25 protein-coding genes are annotated in these 26,919 nt (G+C 43.0%); 14 read left to right on the top strand and 11 right to left on the bottom strand.

The features are described 5' to 3' along the window. Positions 1-791 precede the first annotated feature (791 nt). A complete protein-coding gene (locus tag ACMUMJ_RS04995; protein ID WP_414677692.1) occupies positions 792-2,144 on the bottom strand; it encodes an MATE family efflux transporter in 1,353 nt (450 codons plus the stop codon). A gap of 311 nt (positions 2,145-2,455) precedes the next feature. On the opposite strand from ACMUMJ_RS04995, the gene ACMUMJ_RS04990 reads away from it, so the two are divergent. Both ACMUMJ_RS04990 and ACMUMJ_RS04985 read left to right on the top strand, forming a co-directional pair. Then, entirely contained in the window at positions 2,456-2,626 is a 171-nt protein-coding gene (locus ACMUMJ_RS04990) for a hypothetical protein (RefSeq protein WP_414677691.1), read from the top strand. Positions 2,627-2,666: 40 nt separating this feature from the next. Further along, entirely contained in the window at positions 2,667-3,110 is a 444-nt protein-coding gene (locus tag ACMUMJ_RS04985) for a group II truncated hemoglobin (protein ID WP_414677690.1), read from the top strand. An 81-nt stretch (positions 3,111-3,191) separates the two neighbouring features. Here the strand turns inward: ACMUMJ_RS04985 and ACMUMJ_RS04980 are convergent, their stop codons facing one another. The 6 genes from ACMUMJ_RS04980 to cysQ all read right to left on the bottom strand — a co-directional run bounded on the left by ACMUMJ_RS04980 (position 3,192) and on the right by cysQ (position 9,010). After that, complete coding sequence (locus ACMUMJ_RS04980; RefSeq protein ID WP_414677689.1) at positions 3,192-4,067, bottom strand: DMT family transporter; 876 nt, start codon at positions 4,065-4,067, stop codon at positions 3,192-3,194. Positions 4,068-4,167: 100 nt separating this feature from the next. After that, a complete protein-coding gene (locus tag ACMUMJ_RS04975; protein ID WP_414677688.1) occupies positions 4,168-5,322 on the bottom strand; it encodes a GNAT family N-acetyltransferase in 1,155 nt (384 codons plus the stop codon). 53 nt (positions 5,323-5,375) lie between these two features. Then, entirely contained in the window at positions 5,376-6,215 is an 840-nt protein-coding gene (aroE, locus tag ACMUMJ_RS04970; RefSeq protein ID WP_414677687.1) for a shikimate dehydrogenase, read from the bottom strand. 1 nt (position 6,216) lies between these two features. Continuing rightward, on the bottom strand, positions 6,217-7,164 hold the full coding sequence (gene hemF, locus ACMUMJ_RS04965) for an oxygen-dependent coproporphyrinogen oxidase (RefSeq protein WP_414677686.1): 948 nt from the start codon (positions 7,162-7,164) through the stop codon (positions 6,217-6,219). 290 nt (positions 7,165-7,454) lie between these two features. Then, the gene (locus ACMUMJ_RS04960) at positions 7,455-8,069 is read right to left on the bottom strand and encodes a glutathione S-transferase family protein (RefSeq protein ID WP_414677685.1); all 615 of its coding nucleotides are present in this window, start codon (positions 8,067-8,069) and stop codon (positions 7,455-7,457) included. A gap of 83 nt (positions 8,070-8,152) precedes the next feature. Then, a complete protein-coding gene (gene cysQ, locus ACMUMJ_RS04955) occupies positions 8,153-9,010 on the bottom strand; it encodes a 3'(2'),5'-bisphosphate nucleotidase CysQ (protein ID WP_414677684.1) in 858 nt (285 codons plus the stop codon). 64 nt (positions 9,011-9,074) lie between these two features. Between cysQ and hslR the strand changes: the two genes are divergently transcribed. Further along, the gene (gene hslR, locus ACMUMJ_RS04950; RefSeq protein ID WP_414677683.1) at positions 9,075-9,488 is read left to right on the top strand and encodes a ribosome-associated heat shock protein Hsp15; all 414 of its coding nucleotides are present in this window, start codon (positions 9,075-9,077) and stop codon (positions 9,486-9,488) included. A gap of 93 nt (positions 9,489-9,581) precedes the next feature. On the opposite strand, the gene dprA is transcribed toward hslR, so the two are convergent. Beyond that, complete coding sequence (dprA, locus tag ACMUMJ_RS04945; RefSeq protein ID WP_414677682.1) at positions 9,582-10,958, bottom strand: DNA-processing protein DprA; 1,377 nt, start codon at positions 10,956-10,958, stop codon at positions 9,582-9,584. 299 nt (positions 10,959-11,257) lie between these two features. On the opposite strand from dprA, the gene def reads away from it, so the two are divergent. From def to ybaK, 6 genes are all read left to right on the top strand, one after another. Beyond that, positions 11,258-11,773, top strand: a complete 516-nt coding sequence (gene def, locus ACMUMJ_RS04940; RefSeq protein ID WP_414677681.1) for a peptide deformylase — start codon at positions 11,258-11,260, stop codon at positions 11,771-11,773. A 130-nt stretch (positions 11,774-11,903) separates the two neighbouring features. After that, entirely contained in the window at positions 11,904-12,917 is a 1,014-nt protein-coding gene (gene fmt, locus ACMUMJ_RS04935) for a methionyl-tRNA formyltransferase (RefSeq protein WP_414677680.1), read from the top strand. Next, positions 12,907-14,250, top strand: a complete 1,344-nt coding sequence (rsmB, locus tag ACMUMJ_RS04930) for a 16S rRNA (cytosine(967)-C(5))-methyltransferase RsmB (protein ID WP_414677679.1) — start codon at positions 12,907-12,909, stop codon at positions 14,248-14,250. The genes fmt and rsmB overlap by 11 nt, the downstream gene beginning before the upstream one ends. Positions 14,251-14,476: 226 nt before the next feature. Beyond that, a complete protein-coding gene (gene trkA, locus ACMUMJ_RS04925; RefSeq protein ID WP_414677678.1) occupies positions 14,477-15,850 on the top strand; it encodes a Trk system potassium transporter TrkA in 1,374 nt (457 codons plus the stop codon). A 63-nt stretch (positions 15,851-15,913) separates the two neighbouring features. Continuing rightward, a complete protein-coding gene (locus tag ACMUMJ_RS04920) occupies positions 15,914-17,362 on the top strand; it encodes a TrkH family potassium uptake protein (RefSeq protein WP_414677677.1) in 1,449 nt (482 codons plus the stop codon). 51 nt (positions 17,363-17,413) lie between these two features. After that, on the top strand, positions 17,414-17,884 hold the full coding sequence (gene ybaK / locus ACMUMJ_RS04915; RefSeq protein WP_414677676.1) for a Cys-tRNA(Pro) deacylase: 471 nt from the start codon (positions 17,414-17,416) through the stop codon (positions 17,882-17,884). A 25-nt stretch (positions 17,885-17,909) separates the two neighbouring features. Here ybaK and ACMUMJ_RS04910 read toward each other — a convergent pair whose 3' ends face one another. After that, the gene (locus tag ACMUMJ_RS04910) at positions 17,910-18,803 is read right to left on the bottom strand and encodes a lysophospholipid acyltransferase family protein (protein WP_414677675.1); all 894 of its coding nucleotides are present in this window, start codon (positions 18,801-18,803) and stop codon (positions 17,910-17,912) included. Between the two features lie 114 nt (positions 18,804-18,917). Here ACMUMJ_RS04910 and gmhB point away from each other — a divergent pair, with 114 nt between their 5' ends. Beyond that, positions 18,918-19,475, top strand: a complete 558-nt coding sequence (gene gmhB / locus ACMUMJ_RS04905) for a D-glycero-beta-D-manno-heptose 1,7-bisphosphate 7-phosphatase (protein ID WP_414677674.1) — start codon at positions 18,918-18,920, stop codon at positions 19,473-19,475. 105 nt (positions 19,476-19,580) lie between these two features. Here gmhB and ACMUMJ_RS04900 read toward each other — a convergent pair whose 3' ends face one another. Continuing rightward, positions 19,581-20,717, bottom strand: coding sequence for an MFS transporter (locus ACMUMJ_RS04900; protein WP_414677673.1), 1,137 nt, complete (start codon positions 20,715-20,717; stop codon positions 19,581-19,583). A 363-nt stretch (positions 20,718-21,080) separates the two neighbouring features. Between ACMUMJ_RS04900 and ACMUMJ_RS04895 the strand changes: the two genes are divergently transcribed. Then, positions 21,081-21,242: a hypothetical protein gene (locus ACMUMJ_RS04895; RefSeq protein ID WP_414677672.1), complete on the top strand. Its 162-nt coding sequence runs from the start codon at positions 21,081-21,083 to the stop codon at positions 21,240-21,242. Positions 21,243-21,582: 340 nt separating this feature from the next. On the opposite strand, the gene polA is transcribed toward ACMUMJ_RS04895, so the two are convergent. Beyond that, a complete protein-coding gene (polA, locus tag ACMUMJ_RS04890; RefSeq protein WP_414677671.1) occupies positions 21,583-24,342 on the bottom strand; it encodes a DNA polymerase I in 2,760 nt (919 codons plus the stop codon). A 66-nt stretch (positions 24,343-24,408) separates the two neighbouring features. On the opposite strand from polA, the gene ACMUMJ_RS04885 reads away from it, so the two are divergent. From ACMUMJ_RS04885 to ACMUMJ_RS04875, 3 genes are all read left to right on the top strand, one after another. Continuing rightward, positions 24,409-25,470, top strand: a complete 1,062-nt coding sequence (locus ACMUMJ_RS04885; RefSeq protein ID WP_414677670.1) for a homoserine kinase — start codon at positions 24,409-24,411, stop codon at positions 25,468-25,470. A gap of 71 nt (positions 25,471-25,541) precedes the next feature. Then, a complete protein-coding gene (locus ACMUMJ_RS04880; protein ID WP_414677669.1) occupies positions 25,542-26,108 on the top strand; it encodes a DUF1007 family protein in 567 nt (188 codons plus the stop codon). Positions 26,109-26,145: 37 nt separating this feature from the next. After that, a complete protein-coding gene (locus ACMUMJ_RS04875) occupies positions 26,146-26,793 on the top strand; it encodes a LysE family translocator (protein WP_414677668.1) in 648 nt (215 codons plus the stop codon). The last annotated feature ends 126 nt before the right edge of the window (positions 26,794-26,919 follow it).

The following is a 26,919-nucleotide window of genomic DNA, read 5'->3' as shown; positions in this document are numbered from 1 at the left end:
CAATATTCAGCTCCATGGTTGTAGATCCAGAAAAGCCGATAAGCCATTTTAAATAAGGGTCACTCTCTGCCTTTACTGAAAATCCAAAAAGAACAACATGTGGCAACTCGATAGGCAAGCAACAAGCGCCTCCTCAGAGTCAATATTGTCTGCAATAGACATCGGAATCGGAGCAATGTGCGGCGAATGAGGAGGCCGGTACAATCACCCCGCCTGCAAAATGCCATTCATGGACACGGCTGTATTTCCGCCCCAAAAATCATCGACACCCAAAGATCACTTCACCGTTGCAACGTATTCCGACATACCTACTTCCTCAATTAAGTTTTACTCAGGTAAGCTCACTCCATATTAAGTATGACTATGAGGCCATCAGAAGCTATTTAATACGTATTCAAGTAAAACAAAATCAACTTAGGTCCTTGTGTGTGATAGACGATTTTTACCAATATATTTTTTAGGAAATCCTAAGACAGCATCTTATCCTGTGAAGCACGCTTTGATGGGGGGAGCAGAATATCCATTCCCCTGATGATGTCAGAGTAGGGAGTGTGGATCATAAATTGCCCTCAGAAATACCCAGAAAAATGGGCTAATTACCACTCCTTTACAATAGTTAGGAATAACTGGGATATACACCCGCTCCCCGTCGATAAAAACAATTCAGGCCGCACCTAACAACGGGCTGATTGGAAGCATCAAACTGTCGCCAAAATACACGATATGTACAGAGAAGAGATCGAACGGTTTGAGTTTAAAGCACCAAACTTTTGATTAATAAACATTCTTACTTAATTAAACCACACATTATTCTTCATATTCTGCTGATAGCACCAATACAATGTTAACCCTCTCGCGACAAATAAAGCGCTGAAGCTTAACCAAAGCCCATGATTCCCAATAGATTGAGTGCAGTACCATATCGGGAAAAAGGCACATAGCACGCTGATTACCATGGTGTTTTGCATTTGTTTGACTGAGGTGACGCCTATAAAAACCCCATCTAACATAAACGACCAGATACCGAGTAATGGCAGACAAATAAGCCAAGGCAGGTACAGTGCGGCTTCTGATTTGACTGAGGGTACACTGGTTAAAATGCTGATAATGGTATTGCCAAACAACCAAAAGACAATGGTTAAACCCAATGCGGTGATCAGCGCCCAGAAGCAAGACAATAAGACGGTTTTCTTGAATTTTTGGAGGTTGTTTGCGCCTTTTGCTTCACCGCACAGGGCTTCTACTGCAAATGCGAATCCATCCAGTGCATTTGAAATAATCAATACAAAGGTTAATAAGACAGAGTTGGCAGCTAAAATGGCGTCACTTTGTTGGGCGCTTTGCGCGGTGAAAAACGTCATCGCGATGAGTAATAAAATGGTTCTAACGAACAAATAGCGATTTACTTGCACCAACTCAATATAGGCTCGCCATTTCAATAATCCTAATAAGGGGACAGAGCCTGACATCAGTCGTAATTGACGTATCGCTAAAATAATAGCAAAGGTAACGCCGATATAATGTGCCCAAACGGTCGCCCATGCGACGCCATCACTGGCCATATCAAGGTAATATACCGCGTAATAATCCAATCCCATATTGGCAATGTTGATGACTAACAGCACCCATAAAGGGCCTTTTGAATACTGAATGCCAAAAAACCAGCCTAGAATCGCAAATCCCGCTAATACAGCAGGAGCACTCATAATTCTGGCTTCAAAATACACTCTGGCCCATGGCTCTATCTCTTCACTGGGTGACATCACATACATCGAAAATTCTAAAATAGGGCCTTTAAATGCAATGAGCAGCAGGCCAATCAATACGCCCATTAAAATGGATTGCAGTAACAGCTCTTGAACGCGATAAAAATCTTTTTTGCCTAACGCTTGCGCAGTCAGACCTGTTGACCCCATCCGTAAAAAGCCAAACGCCCAAAAGATAAAGCTGAATACGCTGGCCCCGATCGCCACAGCGCCTAAATGAGTGGCCGTACCAAGGTGACCCACCACCATGGTATCCACCAGCCCGAGCAACGGCGTCGTGATATTGGCCAACATCGGAGGCCAAGACATGTGCCAAATACGGTTGTGGGTCGCACTGTCTTTACGAAAAGATATCAACAGAGACTGAAAAGAAAGCACGAAATAGTTTTCCTTTTTATGGATAAGTACTCAAAAAAGTTATACACAGAGAATATCAAACAACCCAACTGTGAGTAGTTTCATGCGTTATACAGTTTTTTTTTGAAAAAATGGGGACAAAAGAGCCAACAAAGCATTTTATAGACACAAATATTACTTTATTAATTTATCCACAAAAGTGAACCCCGATGATAAACACCCTACTTGTGAAAAGAAATAGCATAAAAGTCATTTATCAAATAACAAATGCAGCAATTTGACTGAGATTTTATTAAACTGATGTTCTTGCTGTATCCGTTAGGAGTTGTTTTATGAAAAAGAAGTTAAAGCCTGTCGTAGAAGGTTTAGCCGTTGGTATTGTTTTCTTCAGCATCACTTTGCTTTTTGAAATCCCTTTCTTTATGAGTATTATCATTGGTGCTTTAGCGTCAGTCGGTGGCTATCGTAATTCAATCAAAATGGATAAAGAAGGCGATAAGTAACCATTCAGCCTGAACAATAAACATAAGAAGGAATAGGCAGATGATGACAGAAAAACCGCAAGCAATACGTTATGGACAAGGTGATAGCACTCTTCAAGCCGTCGGCGGAACCAAAGGCCTGCACAAACTTGTGGAGGACTTTTACCTAACCATGAGCACTAACAATGACTTTAAAAAGCTCAAAGACATGCACCCAAGCGATTTAAGGTTATCCATCGATAAACTGTTTTGCTTTTTATCTGGATGGATGGGAGGAGAGCGTTTATACAGCCAAAAATACGGTTCCATCAGCATTCCTCAAGCCCATTCACATATTGACGTCGGCTACGAAGACAAACAAATGTGGCTCGATTGCATGGAAATCGCCTTAGATATGCAAGGTTATCCAGACGAATTAAAATCCTATTTATTGATTCAGTTAGAAGTCCCTGCTGAACGCATCCGCCAAGTGAGTGCCTCAAGACAATCCATGCAAAAGGGTTAATCTTTTTACAAACCTATGCCCAAAAGCCAATCGTTATGCTTATTTCTATTGGCTTTTTGACCTTTTTGAATCTTAAACAACTTATTTGGCCAACGCGGCTTTAAAAGAAAATCCAGTGGTTTTCATTGTGCCCAATACAACCAAAACACCACCTACAAACGTATGAATACCGACATTTTCATCAAGGAATAAAGCACCCCATAACACTCCAAAAATAGGGATCAAAAAGGTCACCGTTAGAATAGACGGGCCGCCAATATCGTCAATCAATTTAAAGAAAATCAAATAGGCAACCCCTGTACACAAGACACCTAAAGCGACAACCGCCAAAGATTCTGTCACCGTTGGCGTGCTATTTGGTGTGAAGAAAAGCGCAATGGGCAATAAAGCCAAAGCCCCCATCATCATAGAACCTTGGGCATTAGCAAAAGGATTAACGGAAGGCGCAACCTGCGTATAAGTCGTTGCAATGCCGTAACATAGAGGGGCACCCAACACGACAAATACCGCAAACCACGCTTGATCTTTCAATAAGTCAGGGTCAAAACCCACAATAACAGTAACCCCCAACACACCCAGCGTTAGCCCAATCACAGTATTTCTCGATAGGGGTTTACGGAAATACAACGCAGCGATAACGGTACCGAAAACAGGGGTTAATGCATTAATAATAGACATCATTGATGCTGTTAAATACTGTGCCGCATAGCCATAACATAAAAAGGGCAAAGCGCTACTCAGAATTCCCATTACCGCATAATGCCTCCAATTTTCTTTAAAGTTCAGCTTCTTATGAACAAATAAGGCGACAATGCATAAAAAGATCGCTGCGAATCCTATTCGGGCTTCAATCAACCAAACAGGCCCAAACGACGGAGCACCAATTCTCATAAATAAAAACGACGCTCCCCAGATAGACGCTAACAATAATAGATACAGAGCACTTTTAACGCCCATAACACTTCCTTAGATTGGTTTGGTTTGGTTTAATTGACGCATTAATTTGGTCGACGCATTGGTCACATTGTATTCGGATGAGACCACAAGAATAACGTAATTAATTCTCTTTGAAAGGTAACAGATTGGCCGTTTCTTTATAATACAGAATGACCGATTCCGCTTCTTCGCGACAAAATGCACCAATGGCTTCACGAAAGCCTTCATTCTCAATGTAATGCAAACTGTGAGAAAACACCGGTTCAAAGCCACGGGCGATTTTGTGCTCACCCTGAGTACCGGGGTCAAAGTGCTGCAATCCTTTTTCTAAACAGAATTCGATGCCTTGGTAGTAACAGGCTTCAAAGTGCAAACAATCTACTTCTTCTATGCATCCCCAGTAGCGCCCATACAAAGAGTGATCATCAAAAAAACACCAAGAGGCCGCGATAGGAGACGCTTCACGATACGCTAAAACCAATACAATTTGATCTCCCATACTGTCAATCAAGTGTTCAAAAAAGGCCAGTGTTAAATACCCTCTCTGCCCACGTTTTGCGTAGGTTGACTGATAGCAGATATAGAAGAACTCAACGTCTGTTTGAGACAGTGTATTGCCCAATTTACGTTCTAAATGAATACCTTGCTGAACAATTTTCTGGCGTTCTTTACGAGCACTCTTACGTTTTCGGCTCGAAAAGTGGGACAAGTAATGTTCCATGTCTCGATAGTGTTTATTGAACCAATGAAATTGACAAGAAACACGCGCAAGCACGGGTTCGTCTTCAAACGCAGCGCGTATGTGCTCTTTTGTAAACAAGAGATGCCAGCTCGACGTTTTCTGCTGCTGCGTTCGCTGAGTCAATAAGTCCCCAACCACGGCATATAAGCCTAGCATTTCGTCTGACTTCCCATCAGGGTCGAGCGTGGTAAAAATTCTTGGCCCTGTTACGGGAGAGAAGGGTACAGCCCACACGCGTTTCGGAAAATAGTTATAGCCGTAACGCTGATACGCATCCGCCCATGACCAATCAAACACAAACTCACCTTGTGAATGGGTTTTCAAATAGGTCGGTACAATGCCTATTGGTGTCTCGTCATCCTCCATTAACAGTATGTACTCAGGATACCAGCCTGTTTTCCCGCCGACACTGCCACTGTCTTCCAGCGCAGCATGGAAAGCATATTGTGCGAATGGATACCCCGTATCACCAATGGCTTGCTGCCATTTTTCTTCACCAATTTGATGTACTTCATTAAACCATTGGGCTTTCATTCAGGAACCTTCACAGCATCATTCTTAATGTTTATTCGGAACATCTGCTTTTATTAAGACAGATCATTGCGCATCTTGGCAATGAGTGAACCAGTAATTGGACGCTGCATTCGCCAGATAAAGAAGGCTTCCGCCGCTTGTTCAACCAACATGCCCAAGCCATCCGCGCCTTTGGCACCTAATGTTGATGCCCATTTTAAAAACACCGTCGGTTCTTTGCTATACATCATATCGTAGCACCAGGTTTGCGTACCGATGATCGAATCCGATAAGGGCGGTAAATCGCCACCAAGGCTTGCTGACGTGCCGTTAATGATTACATCAAACACACCGTCCACATCTTCAAAGTTCTTAGCAATCACTGCCACAGTTTCGCGATTAAAATGCTCCGCCAAGTGCTGTGCTTTGGATAGAGTTCGATTGGCAATCACCACTTCTGTTGGTGATTCATTAAGCAAAGGCTCTAAGATACCTCGAACAGCACCGCCCGCACCCAGTACCAAAACACGTTTGTCTGTTAACGTTTGCCCATGGTTTTCACAAATGTCTCGAACCATGCCTACCCCATCGGTATTGTCTCCGTACAGTTCGCCATTTTTCCCAAGAGCTAGAGTATTTACCGCACCCGCTTGTTGTGCACGTGGACTAAGCAAATCACACAGTGCAAAAGCACGCTCTTTAAAGGGCACAGTAACATTCAGACCTTTACCGCCTTGTTTAAAAAACGCACCGACTTGGGCTTCAAACTGATCTAAATCCCCTAAGAATTTCCCATAGCTTAAGGCTTGGTTCGTATCGTCGGCAAAGAAAGCATGAATGCTAGGCGATTTACTGTGTTCAATGGGGTTCCCAAAAACACCATACTGATCTAACTCTACTGGTTTTGTTGTCATTTTATTGTCCTCTATTTAACCAATCTTTGTTTGTTAAAAAGTGCGTTAGCAAATGCGCTTCTTGCGTGCCATCTTCAGGCTTATAGTCATAACCCCATTTCACTTCAGGGGGCAAAGACATTAAGATTGATTCTGTTCGTCCAGCACCACTTTGCAAACCAAAATGCGTACCTCTATCAAAGACTAAGTTAAATTCAACATAGCGCCCTCGACGATTCAATTGGAAATCGCGTTCACGTTCACCATAAGGGGTTTCCAAACGTTTAGCGACTATAGGTTGATATGCGTTAATAAAGGCATTGCCCACTGACTGCATAAACTCAAAGCTGCCTTCAAAGCCCAGTTCAGAAAAATCATCAAAGAACAAACCGCCTATTCCACGCGGCTCACCTCGGTGTTTTAAGTAGAAATACTCATCGCACCATTTTTTAAAGCGATCGTAATACGCATCACCAAAAGGCTCGCAGGCTGCAAGAGCGGTCTGATGCCAGTGGGTGCAGTCTTCATCGAATCCATAATAAGGCGTCAGATCAAAGCCGCCACCAAACCACCATACGGATTCCATGCCTTCTTTATGGACAACAAACAAGCGTACATTGGCGTGTGATGTTGGGATGTAAGGGTTATTTGGGTGCATCACGAGAGACACGCCCATGGCTTCAAAACGACCGCCAGCCAATTCAGGTCTGTCCGCCGTCGCCGAAGGGGGTAACTTGTCTCCCATAACATGGGAAAAGTTGACGCCACCTTTTTCAAAAACATCGCCTTCAGCAATCACACGAGTGCGGCCACCGCCACCATTCGGGCGGTCCCAAGCATCTTCGTGAAAGCGTGCGCTTGGTTCAAACATTTCGAGTGACGCACAGATATGGTCTTGCAGGCCCATTAAATAAGATTTCACCGCAAGGATATTGGCTTGGGTAATTGCAGATTGATGTGTATTAGACATATAAAACGACTCTTAAAACAGTAATTGCGTCTAGTTTATCATTCAATAACAAAGACGGGACAAAAGAAGTAAAAAGAGTAGGATGTTATTGATTCAAGTTGGAATGGCCATTCATTCTATAAGCCAGTATTCTTTGTTGAGTATCTCGAAAATAGGACAGCTATTCACATTCGATACTCGCCTCGAATAGCCGGCTTTTATCCGCATGCTGAGATAAGAGGACTTATTCGCACCTTCCCTAGGTCAAAAGAGCAGACCACTTTCATGACCTGCTGGTTTTTATACGATGTTTAAGAAATGGATTTATTGACACTCGGACGTTCAAGAACCCGCTGCAAGTACGCCTTTAATGCAGGCCGTGCTTCAAATATATCAACGGCATGGGGAAGGACGCTCACATAATGCACCATAGGAACGAGTAAGCAATCACTTACGGTAAAATTCCCTCCACTAATATATCTGTTCTCTGTGAGCATGGTATTCAGAAAATCCATGGCTTTATACAAACGTGGTAATACTTGTTCTACTTTATCCATCCTGACCTGACCATTCTCGCCTTTAGGGAAGGCGAACTCTAAAGCGTATAAACGAATGATTGCTTGATCTATATAGGTTGAAATGGCGCTGTTATTTTGCTGCATAAGAGCCAACGATTGCACATTATTTGGTGTTAATGCCGCTGGAGGAAAACACCCATCCAAATAGGAAATAATCGCTGCTGTTTCATAGAGTATGAAGTCTCCATGTTTAATCCATGGAAACTTACCAAACGGATGATGCTGATAATGCTCAGCGCTTTTCATATCAAAGCGCTTCAAAATGTAAGGGATGCCTTTTTCCTCACAGGCGATTATGATGGAACGAACAAAGTTACTAAAACTGGGGCCATATATTTCTACTGTCATTTCACCTCCAAACGCGTTCATACGCTTAAGTTGAGTCACTCGTTACTCTCGTATTTGAATAAAGAGTTTGTTCTAAACTAATGCTATTTTTTGGATGAATGTTTTTGTTCGGATTTATACCAATCCAAGATAACCGGAGCCAGCGCAGGCGTTGCCACAAAAAAATGACCGTTTAACAGGGTCTCTCGTTTGTTATAAGCAAAAGGAACTCCGTTAAAATCCATCAATACACCACCAGCGCCTTCAACAATCGCTTGTGTTGCTGCCGTATCCCACTCACTGGTAGGACCACGGCGAAGGTGAACATCGGCAACACCTTCAGCAATACGGCATGCTTTAATTGAACTGCCTTTTGGAATTTCTTGAATGTGGGAGAAATCGTTTGAAAGCTGAGCTTTTAACGTATCTGGTAAACTAGGTCCATGGCTGCGGCTGGTCATAGCAATCAAAGTCGCTTCAGGAGCACGCGCTTTAATTACTTTAAAATCCGTTTCTGTCCATTTAAGCGCACCTTTTGGTAAGTCTTCTATATCGCCAGTGACACCGAAGAAACCTTCTTTGGTAACAGGTAAGTAAACCATGCCCAATATAGGTACGTGGTTTTCTACCAACGCAATGTTAACGCTAAATTCACCGTTGCGTTTGATGAACTCTTTCGTGCCGTCTAATGGGTCTACAACCCACAAAAAGGGCCATTTAACCCTTTCCTCAAAAGGAAACACCGCTTCTTCTGATAACACCGGAATATGAGGCGTCAGCTTTTTCAAGCCATCAACAATAATATGATGCGCGGCTAAGTCCGCTGCCGTAACAGGGCTATCGTCTGATTTCTGCTGTATATGCAAATCATGATGTTGATAAATTTCCATGATTGCATCGGCGGCATTGTGTATTATCTGTTGTAACTCGATAAAAAACGGGTGGCAATTGACATCCTTCATAGTAATGTACGCCTCAATATAGCACTCAAAAAATTACAAATTAAATAGGTAAATACAATCTCTTATGAGTAAAGCAGAAAAACAGTCCGTTTCACAAGCAATACGTTTAGACAAATGGCTTTGGGCCGCTCGTTTTTACAAAACACGCTCACTTTGTAAAGACGCAATTGACGGTGGCAAGGTGTCGTACAACGGTTCAAAGGGCAAAGCGAGCCGTACCGTAGAAGTCGGCGCAACAATTACACTGAAGTTAGGGTTTGATGAAAAAACCATTTTAATCTTAGCATTAAGTGAACAAAGACGTGGCGCACCTGAAGCACAGTTACTCTATGAAGAGACCGCCGAGTCCATTGAAAAACGTGAGAAGAGGGCGTTGCAACACAAGACACTTGGCGGTCGTATTATGGCGGATCACAAACCAAACAAGAAAGAACGCCGTGACATTAAGCAACTTAAGAACGATATTTTCGGAATGTAAGTGGCTATCTCTAAAACAAACCGAAATCCGCAATGGGGTATCACTGAAGTATAAGGCTGAGTTATCCCTGCTTATTCTCTTTTTTTGATTCTTTCATACTGTATAGCATCGTCTGTATCCCGTTGCATGAGGTTCGATGCATTCAAACATTTCTAACTCAATCAGCGCTTGTATCAGGCCGCTGGTGCCGCAAGCAATCACATCCATCAGGTGAGTAAATTCCAGCACATCGTTTTTTTCAACTTGATCAAAACAGCGTAATACTGCTTGGGCCACAGCAGTTAATGTCTCAAGAGGCACTTCCACAGGCTTTAACAATAAAGGACTTTCTTGATCGCTCTTATTCTCTGACGGCTGCTTATTATCCGCCATGCCTGTTCGAGAGGAGGGGTTGGCTTTCTCAGTGGAGACCAAATCAGTAGAGACCAAATCAGTAGAGACCAAAGAAGTGGAGGAGGTTGTATCCGCATTTGTCGCTTTCTTGATGTTCTGTAATGCTGTCAGCTCAGATAAAATGTCTTCAACATCCATTACTAGCACTGCGCCTTGCTGTATTAATTTATGACACCCACGGGTATTGTCCTCGTTAATCCTTCCAGGAACAGCAAAGACATCACGATTATGTTGCAAGGCGTAGCTGGCGCTGATTAGTGATCCACTTTTCTCCGTCGCTTCGACTACTAAAACGCCTTCACTTAACCCACTAATAATTCGATTACGGGGTGGAAATAGATTAGGGCGCCCAACCGTCATTAGCGGGTACTCACTAACTAATGCGCCGCCTTGATTTAAAATCTGCTCAAAGAGAGCCAAGTTGGCTTTCGGATACAACTTTTCTAATCCTGTTCCCATCACGGCAATATTCGGTGATGAAGTAGAATTCGCCCCTTCATGAGCAGCACGATCAATACCTGCTGCACCGCCACTGACTACTGTTACTCCCGATTGGCTTAATTGCTTGGCAAATTGAAAACCTAATTGCCGTCCATAAATGCTGCAACGTCGAGCACCGACAATGCCTAAACAGATGTTAGACAAACAAGAAAGATTACCTTTTACGTATAGAAGAATGGGAGGCACTGGAATTTCACCCAACTTTTGCGGGTATTCCATTTCTCCTCTTAGAATGAGGTGATGAGACGTACTTTGTAGCCATGTTAACGTGTGTACGAGTTTTGCTTGGACCTGTGGCTCCAGCTTACCTTGCACGCAGTAGGCACTGGCTTGATGGGCTGTTTCTTTGGGCCACTTCAATCGAAGAAATAACTCTCTGTCCAAGTTTGAACAAAAGCAGGATTCATAATCGCCTTCTGCTTCAAGGGCAGCCACATAATGCCAAAGCCGATCCAAGCGAGTTGGCCCAGCACCTTTCATTAAACTCAGACAGAGCCAATCTTGGCGGTTTAACGGGCGGTGATGATCATGCAGTTGATCATCAAATGAGGATTCCAGAGAGAGCTGTGTAGACATGGGCCTTCCTTAGCGTTCATTTAGGTGCCGTAGCATGAATGGATCCGATTATAACCATTCATCAGTGACAGTCGTTTTGCTGATAATTTATCTTTACTCATCCTGAGCAATGCATCTGGATATTCAAGCATAATTGTTGAATTCACACCACAGAAACGCTGATCAATCTTCCAACATACGTTACAATATGCTTATTAAAAAATTACGACTGTTTGTTCATGACTCTGATTGAATAATACGTTATTCAAAATTGTTTTTCAGAGTGGAACGACTTAGATATTGAACTTTGGACGATTTTTATGGCTGTTTTACCGATTTTAGAATTCCCTGATCCACGCTTGCGTACAGTCGCAAAACCGATCACTGAGTTTACCCCTAAATTACAAACCATGATCGACGACATGCTCGATACCATGTACGACGAAAATGGATTGGGATTAGCGGCAACACAAGTTAATTACCACCATCGTTTGGTTGTGATGGACTTCTCTGAAGAGAAAAACGACCCTATTGTTTTTATCAACCCAGAGTTTGAAGTATTAGACGATGCACCCAATGAGCAACAGGAAGGCTGTTTATCTGTTCCGGGATTTTATGAACACATTTATCGTGCTGCAAAAGTACGGGTGAGTGCATTAGACCGCAACGGAAAAGAATTCAAAATGGATGTAGATGAATTGTTGGCCGTTTGTGTGCAGCATGAAATAGACCACTTAGATGGCAAATTAATGGTGGATTACCTCTCTCCATTAAAACGCAATCGTATTAAGACAAAACTGCTAAAACTGCTAAAACAGCAAAAAGCAAAAGCTTAGCCACACGTCTAGCCGCCCTTGGTTTGCAATACGTTGCTAATAAACCATTGAGTTATTTTAAAGATCAGGCTGCGGCCTGATTTTTTGTTATCGATACGCATTTTCATTTTTGATTTCGGGGCCCATTTCCATGTCAGAATCCAATACCGTCAGACAGTTAGAGACACAATCTTTACGCATTATTTTTGCTGGCACTCCAGAATTTGCTGCATCCAGCTTGCAAGCATTATTGGATAATGCCGCAAGTCGTAACTATGACATTGTAGCAACTTACACTCAACCTGATCGACCTTCAGGCCGAGGCCAGAAATTAGTCGCCAGCCCGGTAAAAGCGCTAGCCCAAAATCACAACATTCCAGTCTACCAACCTGTTAACTTTAAGTCGGAAGAAGATCGAAACGCGTTAGCCGAACTCAATGCAGATTTAATGATTGTTGCCGCATACGGTTTAATCTTACCCAAAGCCGTATTAGAGACACCAAGATTAGGATGCATCAATGTCCACGCTTCCTTATTACCACGATGGCGTGGGGCCGCTCCCATCCACAGAGCTGTGATTGAAGGCGATGCAGAAACAGGTATTACCATCATGCAAATGGATGTTGGTTTGGACACAGGCGATATGTTGTTTAAAGCTCGTTGCTCTATTGCAGAGAGTCAAACCTCTGGTGAACTTCATGATCAATTGGCCGTTTTAGGTGGCGAATCTTTAATTAATGCATTAGATCAATTAGATGCAGGTCAATTATCAGGAGAAAAACAAGATGATGCCGACGCGTGTTACGCATCAAAGCTTGTTAAACAAGAAGGTCAAATGGATTGGTCTTTTGATGCAAACACCTTGGCTCGAAAAGTCCTTGGTTTATCGCCTTGGCCAGTTGCTTACACTGAAACCAGCAAAGGAACGATGAGAATTCACAGCGCACATTGCGTCGATGGCGTTTCATCCTCTCCTGAAGGGGAAATTATTGCAGTCACCAACGATGCAATTCATGTTTCGACTGGAAAGGGCATTTTGGCTCTGACGGTAATTCAATTTTCTGGCGGCAAACGTTTAACCGTAAAAGACGCGTTAAATGGAAAATACAGTGACTTACTGCAAGTCGGTCAAACAATCAGTAAAGGTCTATCCCATGACGGATAAAAACGTGTCTTTCTCTGAGTCATCTGTCCTTTATTTGAAGGCTCGTACTGTTGCAATTACCGTAATTAGCGGCATTTTACAGAACCACGGCTCCCTTAGCACTCAACTGAGCAAACACGTCGGGCGTGTGAGTAACGATCATCAACCAAAGCTCAAAGAAATGTGCTTTGGTGTGTGTCGTTGGTTTCCAAAGCTCAACAGCATTGCGCTAAGCATGTTACAACAGCCGTTTGAAGAAGACGATTACGATTTGTATGCCGCCTTATTAATCGGCTTATATCAAATAGAGTACATGGATACTCCCGATCATGCGGCTGTAAACGAAGCTGTTGAAGCGACAAAAGAATTAAATAAAGATTGGGCTGGCAAGCTAATTAATGCCGTCCTACGTCGTTATTTGCGTGAATGTGATGACATTGTTGCTTCAATAGAATCCATGCCTTCTGTTGAGTATGTTCACCCTAAATGGTTAGTGAAACGCATTAAGAAACATTGGCCAGCACATTTAGAGACCATTGTAGACGCAAATAACAGCCATCCTCCTATGTGCATACGAGTAAATCAACGACACGTTTCACGTGAAACAGCAATAGACATATTAACTGAGCAAGGAATAGACACAGAAAAGGGCGACTTTTCCCCTGTGTCTTTGTACCTTAAAAAACCTGTTAGAGTAAATCAACTGCCTAATTTCGATTTTGGTTACTTCAGTGTTCAAGATGAGTCCGCTCAGTTGGCCGCTTTCCTTCTAGACTTAAGCAATGGGGAAAAAGTGCTTGATGCCTGTGCCGCTCCCGGAGGCAAAACGGGACACCTACTGGAAAGAAAAGACATTGCACTCACTGCAGTGGAACTGGAGTCTTGGCGTTTAGATAAAATCAACGAGAATCTCGAACGTTTAGATTTAACCGCTGATGTCATTTGTGCAGATGTCTGTGATTTGGATTCGTGGTGGGATGGTCAATTCTTCGATAAAATTCTTTTAGATGCACCTTGCTCCGCTACAGGTGTGATTCGCCGAAACCCCGATATTAAGATAAACCGTAAACCAAATGATGTGGTTGAATTAACCGTCATTCAAAAGAACATCTTGGAAACGGTTTGGAAAACACTCGCTCCAGGAGGTCAGTTACTTTACGCCACCTGTTCTATCTTAGAAGAAGAAAATACCTTACAAATAGAGCACTTCTTAGAAAACCATGTGGATGCGATAGAGAAAGAATTATCACTGCCAGATGACTGCGGTATCAAGGTTGCCCATGGTAGACAGCTTCTGCCTCAGCAGCAGAGCCATGATGGCTTTTACTATTGTTTGTTAGAGAAGTCTGTTTAGATTAACAGTTCCGTGTAAAAAGAACCCATTGCATATGCTTTTTTTATATCAAAAAAGAATATACAGTTATTTTTGTATTATTTATCAAACAACGTTAATTAATTTCTCCAATGGGTTTAAAATTAATCCTGTGCAATAGAACACACTGTTTTATATTTAATTGAGAGCTTATAGACTGACTGAATTTATCCTCCTTTATTTGGATAGCGGTCAATTAGGACACAATATGAAAATTATCATCATTGGTGCAGGACAAGTCGGGGCGACGCTCGCTGAGAATTTAGTGAACGAAGATAATGACATTACTGTAATAGACACCGATGGAAAGCTCCTAAGGGAGTTGCAAGATAGATTAGACATTCAAACAGTTAAAGGCAGCGGGGCTCATCCAGAAGTACTTGAAAGAGCAGGTTGTGATGATGCTGATATGTTAATTGCCGTAAGTAACCACGACGAAACCAATATGGTTGCTTGCCAAGTGGCCTACACCTTGTTTAAGACTCCAACCAAAATAGGTCGAGTTCGCTCCAGTGCTTATTCAAAGTACCCTCAGTTATTTGATGACAGTGCCTTACCAATTGATGTCCGAATCAGTCCAGAGAAAGCCGTTACCAAGCACATAAAACGTCTTATTCGATATCCCGGTGCATTGCAGGTTATGGAATTTGCTCACGGCAAAGTCCAGCTCGTTGTGGTGAAAGCCGAAAAGGGCGGCCCTTTGACGGATCAGCCTATTAGTTTCTTAAAAGAACACATGCCATCCATCCAAACTCGCATTGCCGCTATCTACAGAGACGGTCAGTCTATTACGCCAGATGGGAATACCCGAATACATGCCCATGATGAAGTCTTCTTTTTGACCGCCCAAAGAGATGTATTGGATGTCATGAGTGAACTAAGGCCGCTGGATACACCTTATCGCAGAATCATCATTGCAGGCGGCGGTAACATTGGGGAGCGACTGGCAAAAACCTTAGAAAAAGAATATCGCGTTAAAATTATTGAACGTGAGCTATCTCGCTGTCGTTATCTTTCTGAGGAGTTAGACGACACCATTGTGCTGCATGGTGATGCCTCTAAACAAGAACTGTTGCTTGAAGAGAATATTGAATCAGCCGATGTGTTTTGCGCTCTTACCAACAATGACGAAGCCAACATTATGTCTTCCATGTTAGCCAAGCGCCTTGGTGCCAGAACAGTTATGACTATTATCAATAATCCAGCGTACGTTGACATTGTACAAGAAGGTATGATTGATATTGCAATCTCACCGCAACAAACCACCATCAGCTCGTTGTTGTCTTTCATTCGTCGCGGTGATGTAGTGAATGTCCACTCACTGCGTAAAGGCGCTGCCGAAGCGTTAGAAGCCGTTGCCCATGGTGATTACCGCTCGTCTAAAGTAGTGGGTCGAAGTATTGCGAATATCAACCTTCCTGAAGGCTCAACCATTGGAGCCGTAGTAAGAGAAGATGAAGTTCTCATCGCAACGGGGGACCTGATGATTCAGGCGGAAGATCACATTATTATTTTTGTTTCAAACAAAAAACAAATCCCTGCTGTTGAACAATTATTCCAAGTGGGTTTAACCTTCTTTTAAATTCAGTTCAGTTCAACGTAGAACACAATTTTATTGACCCCTTCTAGCAAGCAAGGATAAGACATGCACATTCAGGTTATTATGCGCGTTATTGGGTTACTGGTTATGGTATTCAGCTTAACCTTAATTCCACCTATGCTCGTCGCATTAATTTATAACGATGGTGCCATCAATGCCTTTTTATACGCTTTAGGCATTAACCTGATTGGGGGGTTGTGTTTGTGGCTTCCTTTCAGACATCAAAAACACGACCTCAGTATTCGAGACGGATTTATCATTACGGTACTCTTTTGGTCGGTTCTTGGACTATTCGGTTCTGTGCCTTTTATGTTGACCGATTCAGCCGCGTTAAGCTTTACTGATGCCTTATTTGAATCCTTGTCTGGCTTAACCACCACAGGGGCCACTATCCTTACCAATATCGATGACTTGCCTAAATCCATCTTATTTTATCGTCAGTTGTTGCAGTGGTTAGGCGGAATGGGGATTGTCGTATTGGCTGTGGCAATTATGCCAATGCTAGGTATTGGTGGGATGCAGTTATATCGTGCGGAAACGCCGGGGCCAGTAAAAGATTCAAAATTAACCCCCCGTATTGCCGAAACAGCCAAAGCACTTTGGTACATCTATGCTACTTTAACCGCACTGTGTTGTCTTGGTTATTGGGCGGCAGGTATGACATTCTTTGACGCCATTTGCCACAGCTTTTCTACCGTAGCGATTGGTGGATTCTCTACTCACGATGCCAGCATTGGTTATTTCGATAACCCTGTTATTGAATTGATTTGTGTCGCCTTCATGGTTATCGCGGCGGTGAATTTTGCCTTACACTTTTTTGCATGGCGTCACCGAAGCGTACTGCACTACTTCCAAGACCCCGAAGTAAAGTTCTTCCTATTTATTCTACTTTGCACCATCGGTATTTCCACGGTTGTGTTGGGGATTACGTCGTCTTACGAGTGGGTCGATGCTTTCCGTTACGCCATTTTTGAAAGTGTCTCTATCGCTACGACAGCAGGTTTTGGTACCGCCGACTTTTCAAGTTGGCCAAACTTCTTACCCTTTTTATTAATCGTTACTTCTTTTGCCGGAGGCTGTGCAAGCTCCACAGGGGGTGGTATGAAGGTCATTCGTATACTCCTTATCCTAAAGCAAGGCTTTCGTGAAATTCAGCGTTTGGTTCATCCTAATGCCATCATTCCAGTAAAGCTTGGTGGTAAAGCATTACCAGAAAATGTAATTTCTGCGGTCTGGGGGTTCTTTTCGGCTTATCTATTAGTCTACGTAATTCTCATGATTGGCTTGATGGCGACAGGGCTAGATCAGATTACCGCTTGGTCGGCGGTGGCGGCCACTTTAAACAACCTTGGCCCAGGGCTTGGGGGGGTGTCAGCAAATTTTGGCAGTATCAATGATCCTGCAAAATGGATGCTGTGCTTTTCTATGCTACTTGGTCGTTTGGAGGTATTTACCTTACTGGTTTTGTTTACCCCCATGTTCTGGCAAAAATAGCACTCGAATAAAAAAGGTCACTAACAGTAATTATTTAATAGAATTTCTCTTATGACACCTGCTTGCAAAACCCTTAAACAACGAAAGATCCCATACGATATTCACGAATACGATCATGATTCCAGTTGTACCAACTTTGGGAATGAAGCGGCTGAGAAGCTGAAACTGAACCCCAATCAAGTGTTTAAAACATTGTTGGTCACCGATGGTAAAAATACCTTTGTTGCGATTGTACCTGTAACCAGCACCTTGAATCTCAAAAGAGCCGCCGGCGCATTCAATGTTAAGAAGCTGCAAATGGCCGATCCAAAAAATGCGGAACGACTTACAGGGTATTTGGTAGGAGGTATTAGCCCAATAGGACAAAAGAAAGGCTTGTTAACTTGCATTGACGAGAGCGCAAAGGCATTCGATACGGTTTACGTCAGTGGTGGTAAGAGAGGGTTAGACATCAGCCTAACGCCTCAAGATTTATTAGCGGCATGTTATCGTGCGATCTTTGCTAATATCAGAGAAGAGTAACTATCTTATTGAATAAAAAGAACGGCTATTTATAAAGGGACTCTTGACCATCCGGCTGCAATTTAAAACGCTTATATTCCCACTGGTACTGCTCTGGGTGTAAGCGAATCAAAGACTCGATGGTTTGATTTAAGGCCGTAGCGGACTCAATATCGTCTTCACTGTAAAACCCTTCATCCACCGGGACAACTCGTACAGAAAAACCACCGTCTACTTGAAACGCAGCGCTGACAAACACCTTGGCTTTGGTTTTTAACGCCAACTGATGTGCCAAGGTCATGGTGTAAGCAGGAGTATTAAAGAACGGCGCAAAAACGCCACTGCCCTGTTGCGGTACTTGATCAGGTAAAATCCCCACCAGCCCATTCTCGTTCTTCAATGCTTTCAACAACTGCATAACACCTTTTCGATTGGTTGGTGCCAAGTCTGAACCTGTTTGTTGTCTCGCATTTAGAATAAATTGATTAAGTGCCTCATCTTTTTGAGGACGATACATAGCCGTCATTTTACGATATTGAGATACGTAGAAACTGATCACTTCCCAATTTCCTAAATGAGGTGACAAAATAATCACACCGCCTTCGTCATTTAATGCATCAATAAAGTCCTGGTTAGAATCGCTTTCGGATGTGGTAATGTACTTCAAGATATCGGTCGATGGTTTAACCCATAAATGACTCATTTCGGATAAGGTTTGCCCCATGTAACCAAAACGCTGTTGTGTAATTCGTTGCCTTTCCTCTACAGACATTTCAGGAAAACAAAACAGTAGATTTTTAGTAATCGCTGTCTTGGTTCTGCAGTCAAAACGTAAAATACTCTTACCGACAATTTGCCCCATTTTTTGTACTACAGGCAGAGAAAGGTGACTCATTAATTTTATAACTGAAATTAATGCAGAGGTAATAAAAGAAGCCATAGTAATCCAATAAACAAACAACAGAAAAGTAAGCGCTATTGTAGCGTAAAACTTCTGCGGAGTTTGCAGTAAAGTGCTTATAATACGAGGTAATGCATAATAGGAATCCGCACTATGACGAACGAAAAACCCATTATTCTTTTAGATCGAGACGGTGTTATTAATTACGATTCGGATCAATACGTAAAGACCCTCAATGAATGGCAACCTATTCCTGGCAGCATTAAGTCTATAGCCGCGTTATCCAAAGCAGGTTTTCAAGTGTATGTGGTGACGAATCAGTCTGGTATCGCAAGAGGCTACTACACCATAGATACGCTTCATAAAATGCACGAGAAAATGACTCAGTTGGTAGAAGCCGAAGGCGGCAAGATCGCGGGTATTCAATACTGCCCTCATGGTCCCGATGACAACTGTGACTGTCGTAAGCCAAAGTCAGGCATGATTGAAGCCATTGAAAAAGAACTGAGGGTTGATTTCAATCAGACACCCGCCATTATGATTGGTGATTCTAAACGTGATTTGGAAGCAGGCATAGCAAGAGGTTGCAAAGCCGTATTGGTATTAACGGGCAAAGGCCGTGAAACTCAATACAAAGACATGGGTTTTCACTTTAACGTCTTCACTGATTTAGCCGCTTTCACTTTGGATACTCTGTTTAAATATCAATAGACAAGCATTAAGCATCCATCGCACAAACAGTTGTAACACGTGTTATTGGCGTTCAAATATCACAATCTAAACATCACTCGCTCAACATAGCGTCTACTCAGTCAGTCACAATGTCTTTTTACTAAGTCTGAGTAGATTCGCCCAACTCCCACTCAATAAAATAATCATACCCAATAAAATAATGGGGTAAACCGTTGCGCCTAACACGTCGATTAGTGGGCCGGTAATTGCCGGAACGATCATCGCGCCCAATCCACATCCCATAAACACATAACCTGTCAGCTTACCGGTTAAAGGCATGACATTATTCGCGAAGGAAAAGAGAATAGGGAAGAGTGCAGAACAGCCTAAACCTAAAATGAGCGCCACACCAATCATTGAAAGAGACGAAAACAACAGAATTAAAATGCCAATAACACTGATAAACAGTAAGGCAAAAATGGAGTGTGTTAAGGACACCCAACGTAATGCAGGTACAGAAATAAAACGCCCAAGAGAAAGCGAAACAAAAAACCACGTTACCAACATTGCTGCCTGAGTTTGGTCTGTGCCGTTTAAAATCGCATAGGTACTAATCCAACCAGCAATGGTAATTTCTAGGCTTACATACAAAAAGATAGTTAAGACAAAACACAAAAAGAATGCTCTATTAAACAACTTTGGTATATCTTGCTTCGTTGTTGTTGCAAGCTTTGGACTAGGCTGACGCCATAAGAAGAATGGGAAGATCAAGGTATAAAGTGCGATTATCCAATACCCAACTCCGTAACTATCTCCCAACCATCCACCAAAGATCAATACCAGTGGAGAGATCATATTACCTAAGCTATAGCAAAGGTGCAGCAAAGAGACAGCGGAGCCAGCTTTATCTTTATGGAGCCATAAGATCATGAGATTACCGCCAGTATTAACGGATACCTCAGCAAAACCCATAACCGCAAACACCACCATCAGCATCATCAAGGTGGTTGAGAAAGGAGCGATAGACACACAAAGACTACCAAGCAGTAGCATAGCAATCAGATAATAATGGGCTTCTTTCGCTTTGTCATACACACGGCCAGCAATAACCGCACCCAGCATATTACCAACAGAGCGAGCGATAAAAATAATCGAGATTTCTGTCACACTCGCCGACACCAGATTAGACAGATAGATAAGGCTGGGGCCAAGTACACCGCTGATCAAACCGACAGCAATAAACATGAAACAATAGATGGCTGTGCGTGGGACTTCTCTCATTTAAAACCTCATTTACATTCTATTACTCAGCGTTAATGTAACGAAGACGAGCCGTCCCACAAAAGCTGATGTATTTTCAGCGGAAGTAGACCATGTAAAAGTCGGAAAAAATAGAGTAAAAAGCGATAAAATTAAGCTTAATTTTACTTAACGGTTGTTACCCGCTTAAAGACACTAAAGAATGCTATTTGAATTAATGTAAATGCAGTTAATTTTTATAAAATGAGAATCGTTTTTATTTAAAATTGCGTTATTCGATTGATAACACACTGACCATTCTAGGACAGCAGCCATTAGAATTACTCATATAGAAAAGATACCCGAATACAATCATCCAGAAAATAATACCAGGGTTGCACTTGTATGTTAGTACTTACACTCAAAATAAATACTATTAAACAAAGTACTTATACATTAGAGTTGCTGGTTCTCTCTCTGTTTTCTTCAACTTTTGTTGACGCTCAAATAACCATACAAGATAGCCAAGGAGGGGGCTTTAAAATCTACGCATTGCCAGTAACCTAATGGAGTGTCACCCAACAACGTTTAAAACAGTTAAGAAAAATTGACGACGGCAGCGTTCTCTATTTTCAATCCTTTGATGAAGAAGCAAAGCTAAAACAGTCCCGTCTATAGCAAGCCATGTCGTTTATTCAACAACATCAAACCGCATCGATGAATTCAATATGGGCTTATGGTGGATCAATTGGTTGGGAGGCTCAGGCACGACTAAACAGAAAAGTTGGAGAAGTTTTCGGTAGGCATAAAACAGCCCATATCTTTCGATATAGGCTTCTTTATCCTATGTCCGCGGGGAAAAGCTTTCGCTAAACAAGTCCCAAGTCTCGCATTTACTAAGAGTACCTTAATGCGCCTCGTCCCAGTTGTCTCCAGCGCCTGCTTCTACCAACAGTGGCACATTAATCTGGCTACTATTCTGCATAATTTCAACGATTTTCGCTTGGGCGTTTTCTAGGTCTTTTTCGGCGACTTCAAAGATGAGTTCATCGTGCACCTGCATGATCATTGTCACGTCTAGGTCGGTGTCTGTTAGCCAGTCGTGCATTTTGATCATGGCGCGTTTGATGATGTCAGCGGCGGAGCCTTGCATCGGGGCGTTGATGGCGGTGCGTTCAGCGGCTTGGCGCATGATGGCGTTTTTGGCTTTGATATCAGGCAGGTAGAGTCGACGGCCATAAATGGTTTCGACGTAGCCTTGTTCTTTTGCCTGTTCGCGGGTGCTGTCCATGTAGTGTTTTACACCTGGGTAGCGGTCAAAATAAATCTGTATGTATTTTTGAGCTTCAGGACGACTTATACCCAATTGTTTCGCTAAACCGAAGGCGGACATACCGTAGATTAATCCGAAGTTGATGGCTTTGGCACGGCGACGTTGTTCCGTCGTCACTTCGTCTAGGGCCACTTCAAATACTTCCGCGGCGGTGGCTTTATGGATGTCAGCGTCTTTCGAGAAGGCGTCTAATAAGCCCTTGTCTTGAGACAAATGCGCCATGATGCGTAATTCGATTTGCGAGTAATCAGCGGCGATTAACTTATGTCCCGCTGGTGCGATAAACGCTTGGCGAATGCGACGGCCTTCTGCGGTACGAATCGGGATGTTCTGAAGATTTGGATCCGTAGAAGACAAACGCCCCGTGGCGGTGACGGCTTGATGGTAGGAGGTATGAATACGGCCTGTGGATTGAATCATCTCTGGCAGTTTGTCTGTGTAAGTGGATTTTAATTTAGACAGACTGCGGTGTTCCATGATCAAACGCGGCAGTTCGTAGTCTTGTGCCAGTTCTTGTAGTATGGGTTCCGCGGTAGAAGGTTGGCCTTTTGGCGTTTTCTTGATAACAGGTAATTCCAGCTTTTCAAATAAGATCACTTGCAGTTGCTTCGGAGAGCTTAGGTTAAAGCTTTCACCGGCTTCTTCGTGGGCTTTGATTTCCAATTCTTGTAAACGGCTTGCAATTTCAGCGCTTTGCTCGTGCAAACGTTCAGGATCAATCAGGGTGCCAGTTTGCTCCATCGACGCTAATACTGGAATTAAAGGGCATTCAATGTCCGTGAAAACAGAGGCAACCGATGGGTGTTTTTCTACTTGTGGCCAAATGGCGTTGTGCAAACGTAATGTGATGTCGGCGTCTTCGGCGGCGTAGAATGCGGCTTGTTCGAGGTCGATCTCATTAAAGGTTTTTTGCTTTTTGCCTTTGCCTGCCAGTTCTTCAAAGCTTACACAGGTGTGACCAAGGAACTTCTTCGCTAAGCTATCCATGTCATGACGATTACCAACGGAATTCAGAGTATAGGATTCCAACATGGTGTCGTGCTTAATGCCTTGCAGTTTAATGTCGTAATTCGCAAGGACGTTGGCGTCGTATTTGATATGCTGGCCGACTTTGGCTTTATTGGCGTCTTCTAAAATGGGCTTCAGTTGTGCCAGTACCCAGTCTCTATCTAGTTGCTCTGGAGCGTCTTCGTAATCGTGCGCTACGGGAATGTAGCAAGCGGTGCCTTCTTCAATGGAAAAAGACACGCCGATGATTTCCGCTTTCATGTAATTAAGGCTGGTGGTTTCTGTATCAAAGGCGATTAAATCCGCTTGGATGATCTTGTCTAACCACGAGGCGAAAAGTGCTTTGTCTAATACGGTGTCGTAGTGTGTTTCTATAGGCGGGGGCAATAAAACGTTAGCGGCGCCGTTTTCTTCACCAGAGTCTTTCTCGCTTGGTGTGCGTTCTAGGTCTCTTAACCACGTTTTGAATTCCAGCTTTTCGAACCATTCTTTTAGAAGGTCTTTATTAATAGGGCCATTTTTTAGTGTAAGAGGGTCGAAGTCCATCTCAACATCGCATTTGATGGTAGCGAGTGTGTAGGACAATTCGGCCATTTCTTTATGTTCGGCCATTTTCTTCGCAAGGGTTTTTGCACCACGAAAGCTTAATGTGGCAATCTCATCCAGACGCTCGTAGATGCTGGTCAGCCCACCTAATCCTTGTAATAAACCCAGTGCGGTTTTTTCTCCAACACCCGGAACACCCGGAATGTTGTCCACTTTATCGCCCATAAGTGCAAGATAATCGATGATAAGCTCAGCGGGAATGCCAAACTTATCTTTCACACCTTGGATGTCCATAGTGGTATCTGTCATGGTATTGATGAGAGTGACTTTTTCTGTAACCAACTGAGCCATGTCTTTATCGCCTGTGGATACAACGACATCACGGCCTGTTTCACCGACAATCTTAGCGATGGTGCCAATCACATCGTCAGCTTCTACCCCAGTGATGCTGATAAGAGGCAAACCCATTGCGCCGATGATTTTGTGAATTGGCTCAATTTGAAGACGTAAGTCGTCTGGCATGGATGGGCGTTGTGCTTTGTATTCAGGATAAATCTCATCACGGAAGGTTTTTCCTTTGGCATCAAAAATAACCACCATCGGAGAATCAGGATAACGCCCCATCAAGTTGCGGATCATACTGATCACACCACGGATAGCGTTGGTTGGTTGACCGTCACTGGTATTTAACGGTGGAATGGCATGAAAAGCACGATATAAATACGATGACCCGTCCACCAAAATCATTGGTGAAGTGGTGTTTGAGTCGCTAGCCGACATGAAAATACCCTCATTAGCACTGAATTCTAGAATTAATGGCTAGATTATCATATTGAGAGGGCTTTAGTGGGCGGAAATGCATTTTCACCAATTGACCTTTTTCCACTTATTGTGGAGCATAGGCACTTCTTTAAATACGCTTGCGTTGCTGATATTAAAATAGGTGTTAAATTGGCTGTTTATACTTCTCTAGATCAAGATGACATGTTGGCTTTATTAGCTGATTACGACTTAGGTAACTTGGTGTCTTTTCAAGGCATTTCTGGAGGAGTGGAAAATACGAATTACTTCGTAACCACAGATCAAGGTAAGTATGTATTAACCTTATTTGAAGAGTTTGCAGCAGAAGACGTGCCTTACTTTTTGGATGTGGTGGCGCATTTTAAAGCTGAGGGGTTTAACGTCCCATCAGCGATTGATAACAAACATGGCGAACGCATGTTTATTATTAAAGATCGACCAGCGATTATTGTAGATTGTTTTGCGGGTGCATTACTGGATAACACAGATGTTCTAAGCTGTTCTCTGATGGGTACAGAGTTGGCCAAGTTACACAAAGCAGGTCAACGTTTCCCCAAGAAGCGCCCAAGTCACCGTGGTGTTGAATGGTGGAATCGCACCAGTAAAGAGTTGGCGCCCAAACTTCCAGAGGACGATGCGGCTTTGTTGCTGAACCAAGTGTCGGCGTTTGATGACTTTTTGCAAGCCGCTATTGAATTACCGACCGGCACCATTCATGCCGATTTGTTCTTCAATAATACCTTGTTTGTTGGTACGAAGTTGTCCGCGATTATCGACTTCTACAATGCGTGTGACAGTTGGTTAATGTACGATTTGGCCATTGTAGTGAATGATTGGTGCTCTGATTCTGAAACAGGGGAATTGGACATAGAAAAATACAACGCATTGATGTCGGCTTACGCTCAAGAGCGGATATTTACGGATGCCGAAAGAGATGCGTGGCCATTAATGTTACAAACGGCGGCGATGCGTTTTTGGCTATCTCGTTTAGAAGCTTGGTACGCTGCCATCGATGATCCTGAGCGTTTGGCACAACAACATAATCCTGAAGACATTAAACGTATCCTGAAAGCGCGTATCGCATTTAGCCCTGAAATCACAGCGTAACAAGTGTTAAATAGGGGGTTAGTGCGTTGTAAAGTACGTAATAAGTCATTTTCACTTAAGGGGGGAAGCGAATGTATCGTTTTCGCGTATTGATCAGTGTTTGGTTACTCTTGATCGCCAATGCCGTTATGGCACATCCACATGTCTTTATTGAAGCTCAATATCGTATTGACTTGAATAATACCAAGGTCAATGTATTTGAAGCGTCGTGGAAATTCGATGCGTTTACCAGTTTTAGTTTGATATTGGAGCTGGATACGAATTCAGACGGCCAGCTTCAAAGCTCAGAAAAGCGGGTTTTGGATGAAAAGCTGAAAAGCTTTGAACCGTTTAATTACTTTTTAAAGGTGGTGGCTGATGGGCAAGTTGTGCAACCTTCTAATGTTTCTATGGTGGATGCAAAGATAGAGCAAAATCAGATTGTCGTTACTTTTGGAGTGGTCCTTCTTGAAACGATTTCTTTGGATGAGCAATCTTTGTCTTTGTCTTTTGGTGATGATCAATTTTATTTTGCGTTGATGCCGCCTGATAGCGGGCTGCTTAACTTACAAGGGGCATTGGCAGAAACCTGTACACCAGTAGAGCGTGAAGCCGAAGAAATGGCGATTGATTCTTGGGTTGATTTAAGCTGCGATTAATTTCCCTGCATACAATGCATTTTAAAAAGAGAAACTTATGCTAGAGCAATTTCAATGGCTGCCATTCTTGGTCGCCATCAGCCTATTGACCATGAGCCCAGGTGTTGACACGATCTTGGTGATGCGTAATGCCGCCCGTAATGGATGGAAAGACGGTTTTTTAACCAGTCTGGGCATTTGTATGGGATTGTTTGGTCATGCGACGTTATCGGCAGTTGGTTTATCGGTGATTTTGTTAGGCTCGGCTGAATTGTTCTTGGTCTTTAAGCTGATGGGTGCTGGGTACTTAGTTTATTTAGGTTTGCAAAGCCTGCGCAGTGTACTTAACCCTGCTGAGGTGAGCTTCTCAGATAAAGGGAAAGGCGACATTAAAGCGTCCAGTGGATGGATATCGTTTCACCAAGGGTTACTGTCCAATGTGTTAAACCCTAAGCCCATTATTTTTTACATGGCATTTTTACCTCAGTTTATTGACCCAAGTTATTCAGCGCTAAGTCAGTCGCTTTTTATGGCCTCATTGCATTTTACCCTTGCGATGATTTGGCAAACCTTTCTTGCTGTTATGGTATATAAGGCAAGAATTTGGCTCGCGCGACCAAAAGTTGCTCAAGCCTTGGATGGCTTAACAGGTACATTGCTTGTTGGTTTTGGTATTCGGCTTGCGTTATCAAACGCAAGTTCATAGTAGATAGAACAAATGAGTCTTTTGATTTCCACTTGGATTAAGTTCTTTTTCCTTTTTGTGCGCCTTTCTTTGTGTTGTCAATGTTTCTGGCATTGATTCAGGGAGAGCCTACAGCGGTTCGTAAAA

Origin of the sequence: Marinomonas phycocola (assembly GCF_047525455.1) — a bacterium.
GTDB lineage: Bacteria > Pseudomonadota > Gammaproteobacteria > Pseudomonadales > Marinomonadaceae > Marinomonas.
This window is presented reverse-complemented; position numbering and strand designations above follow the sequence as displayed.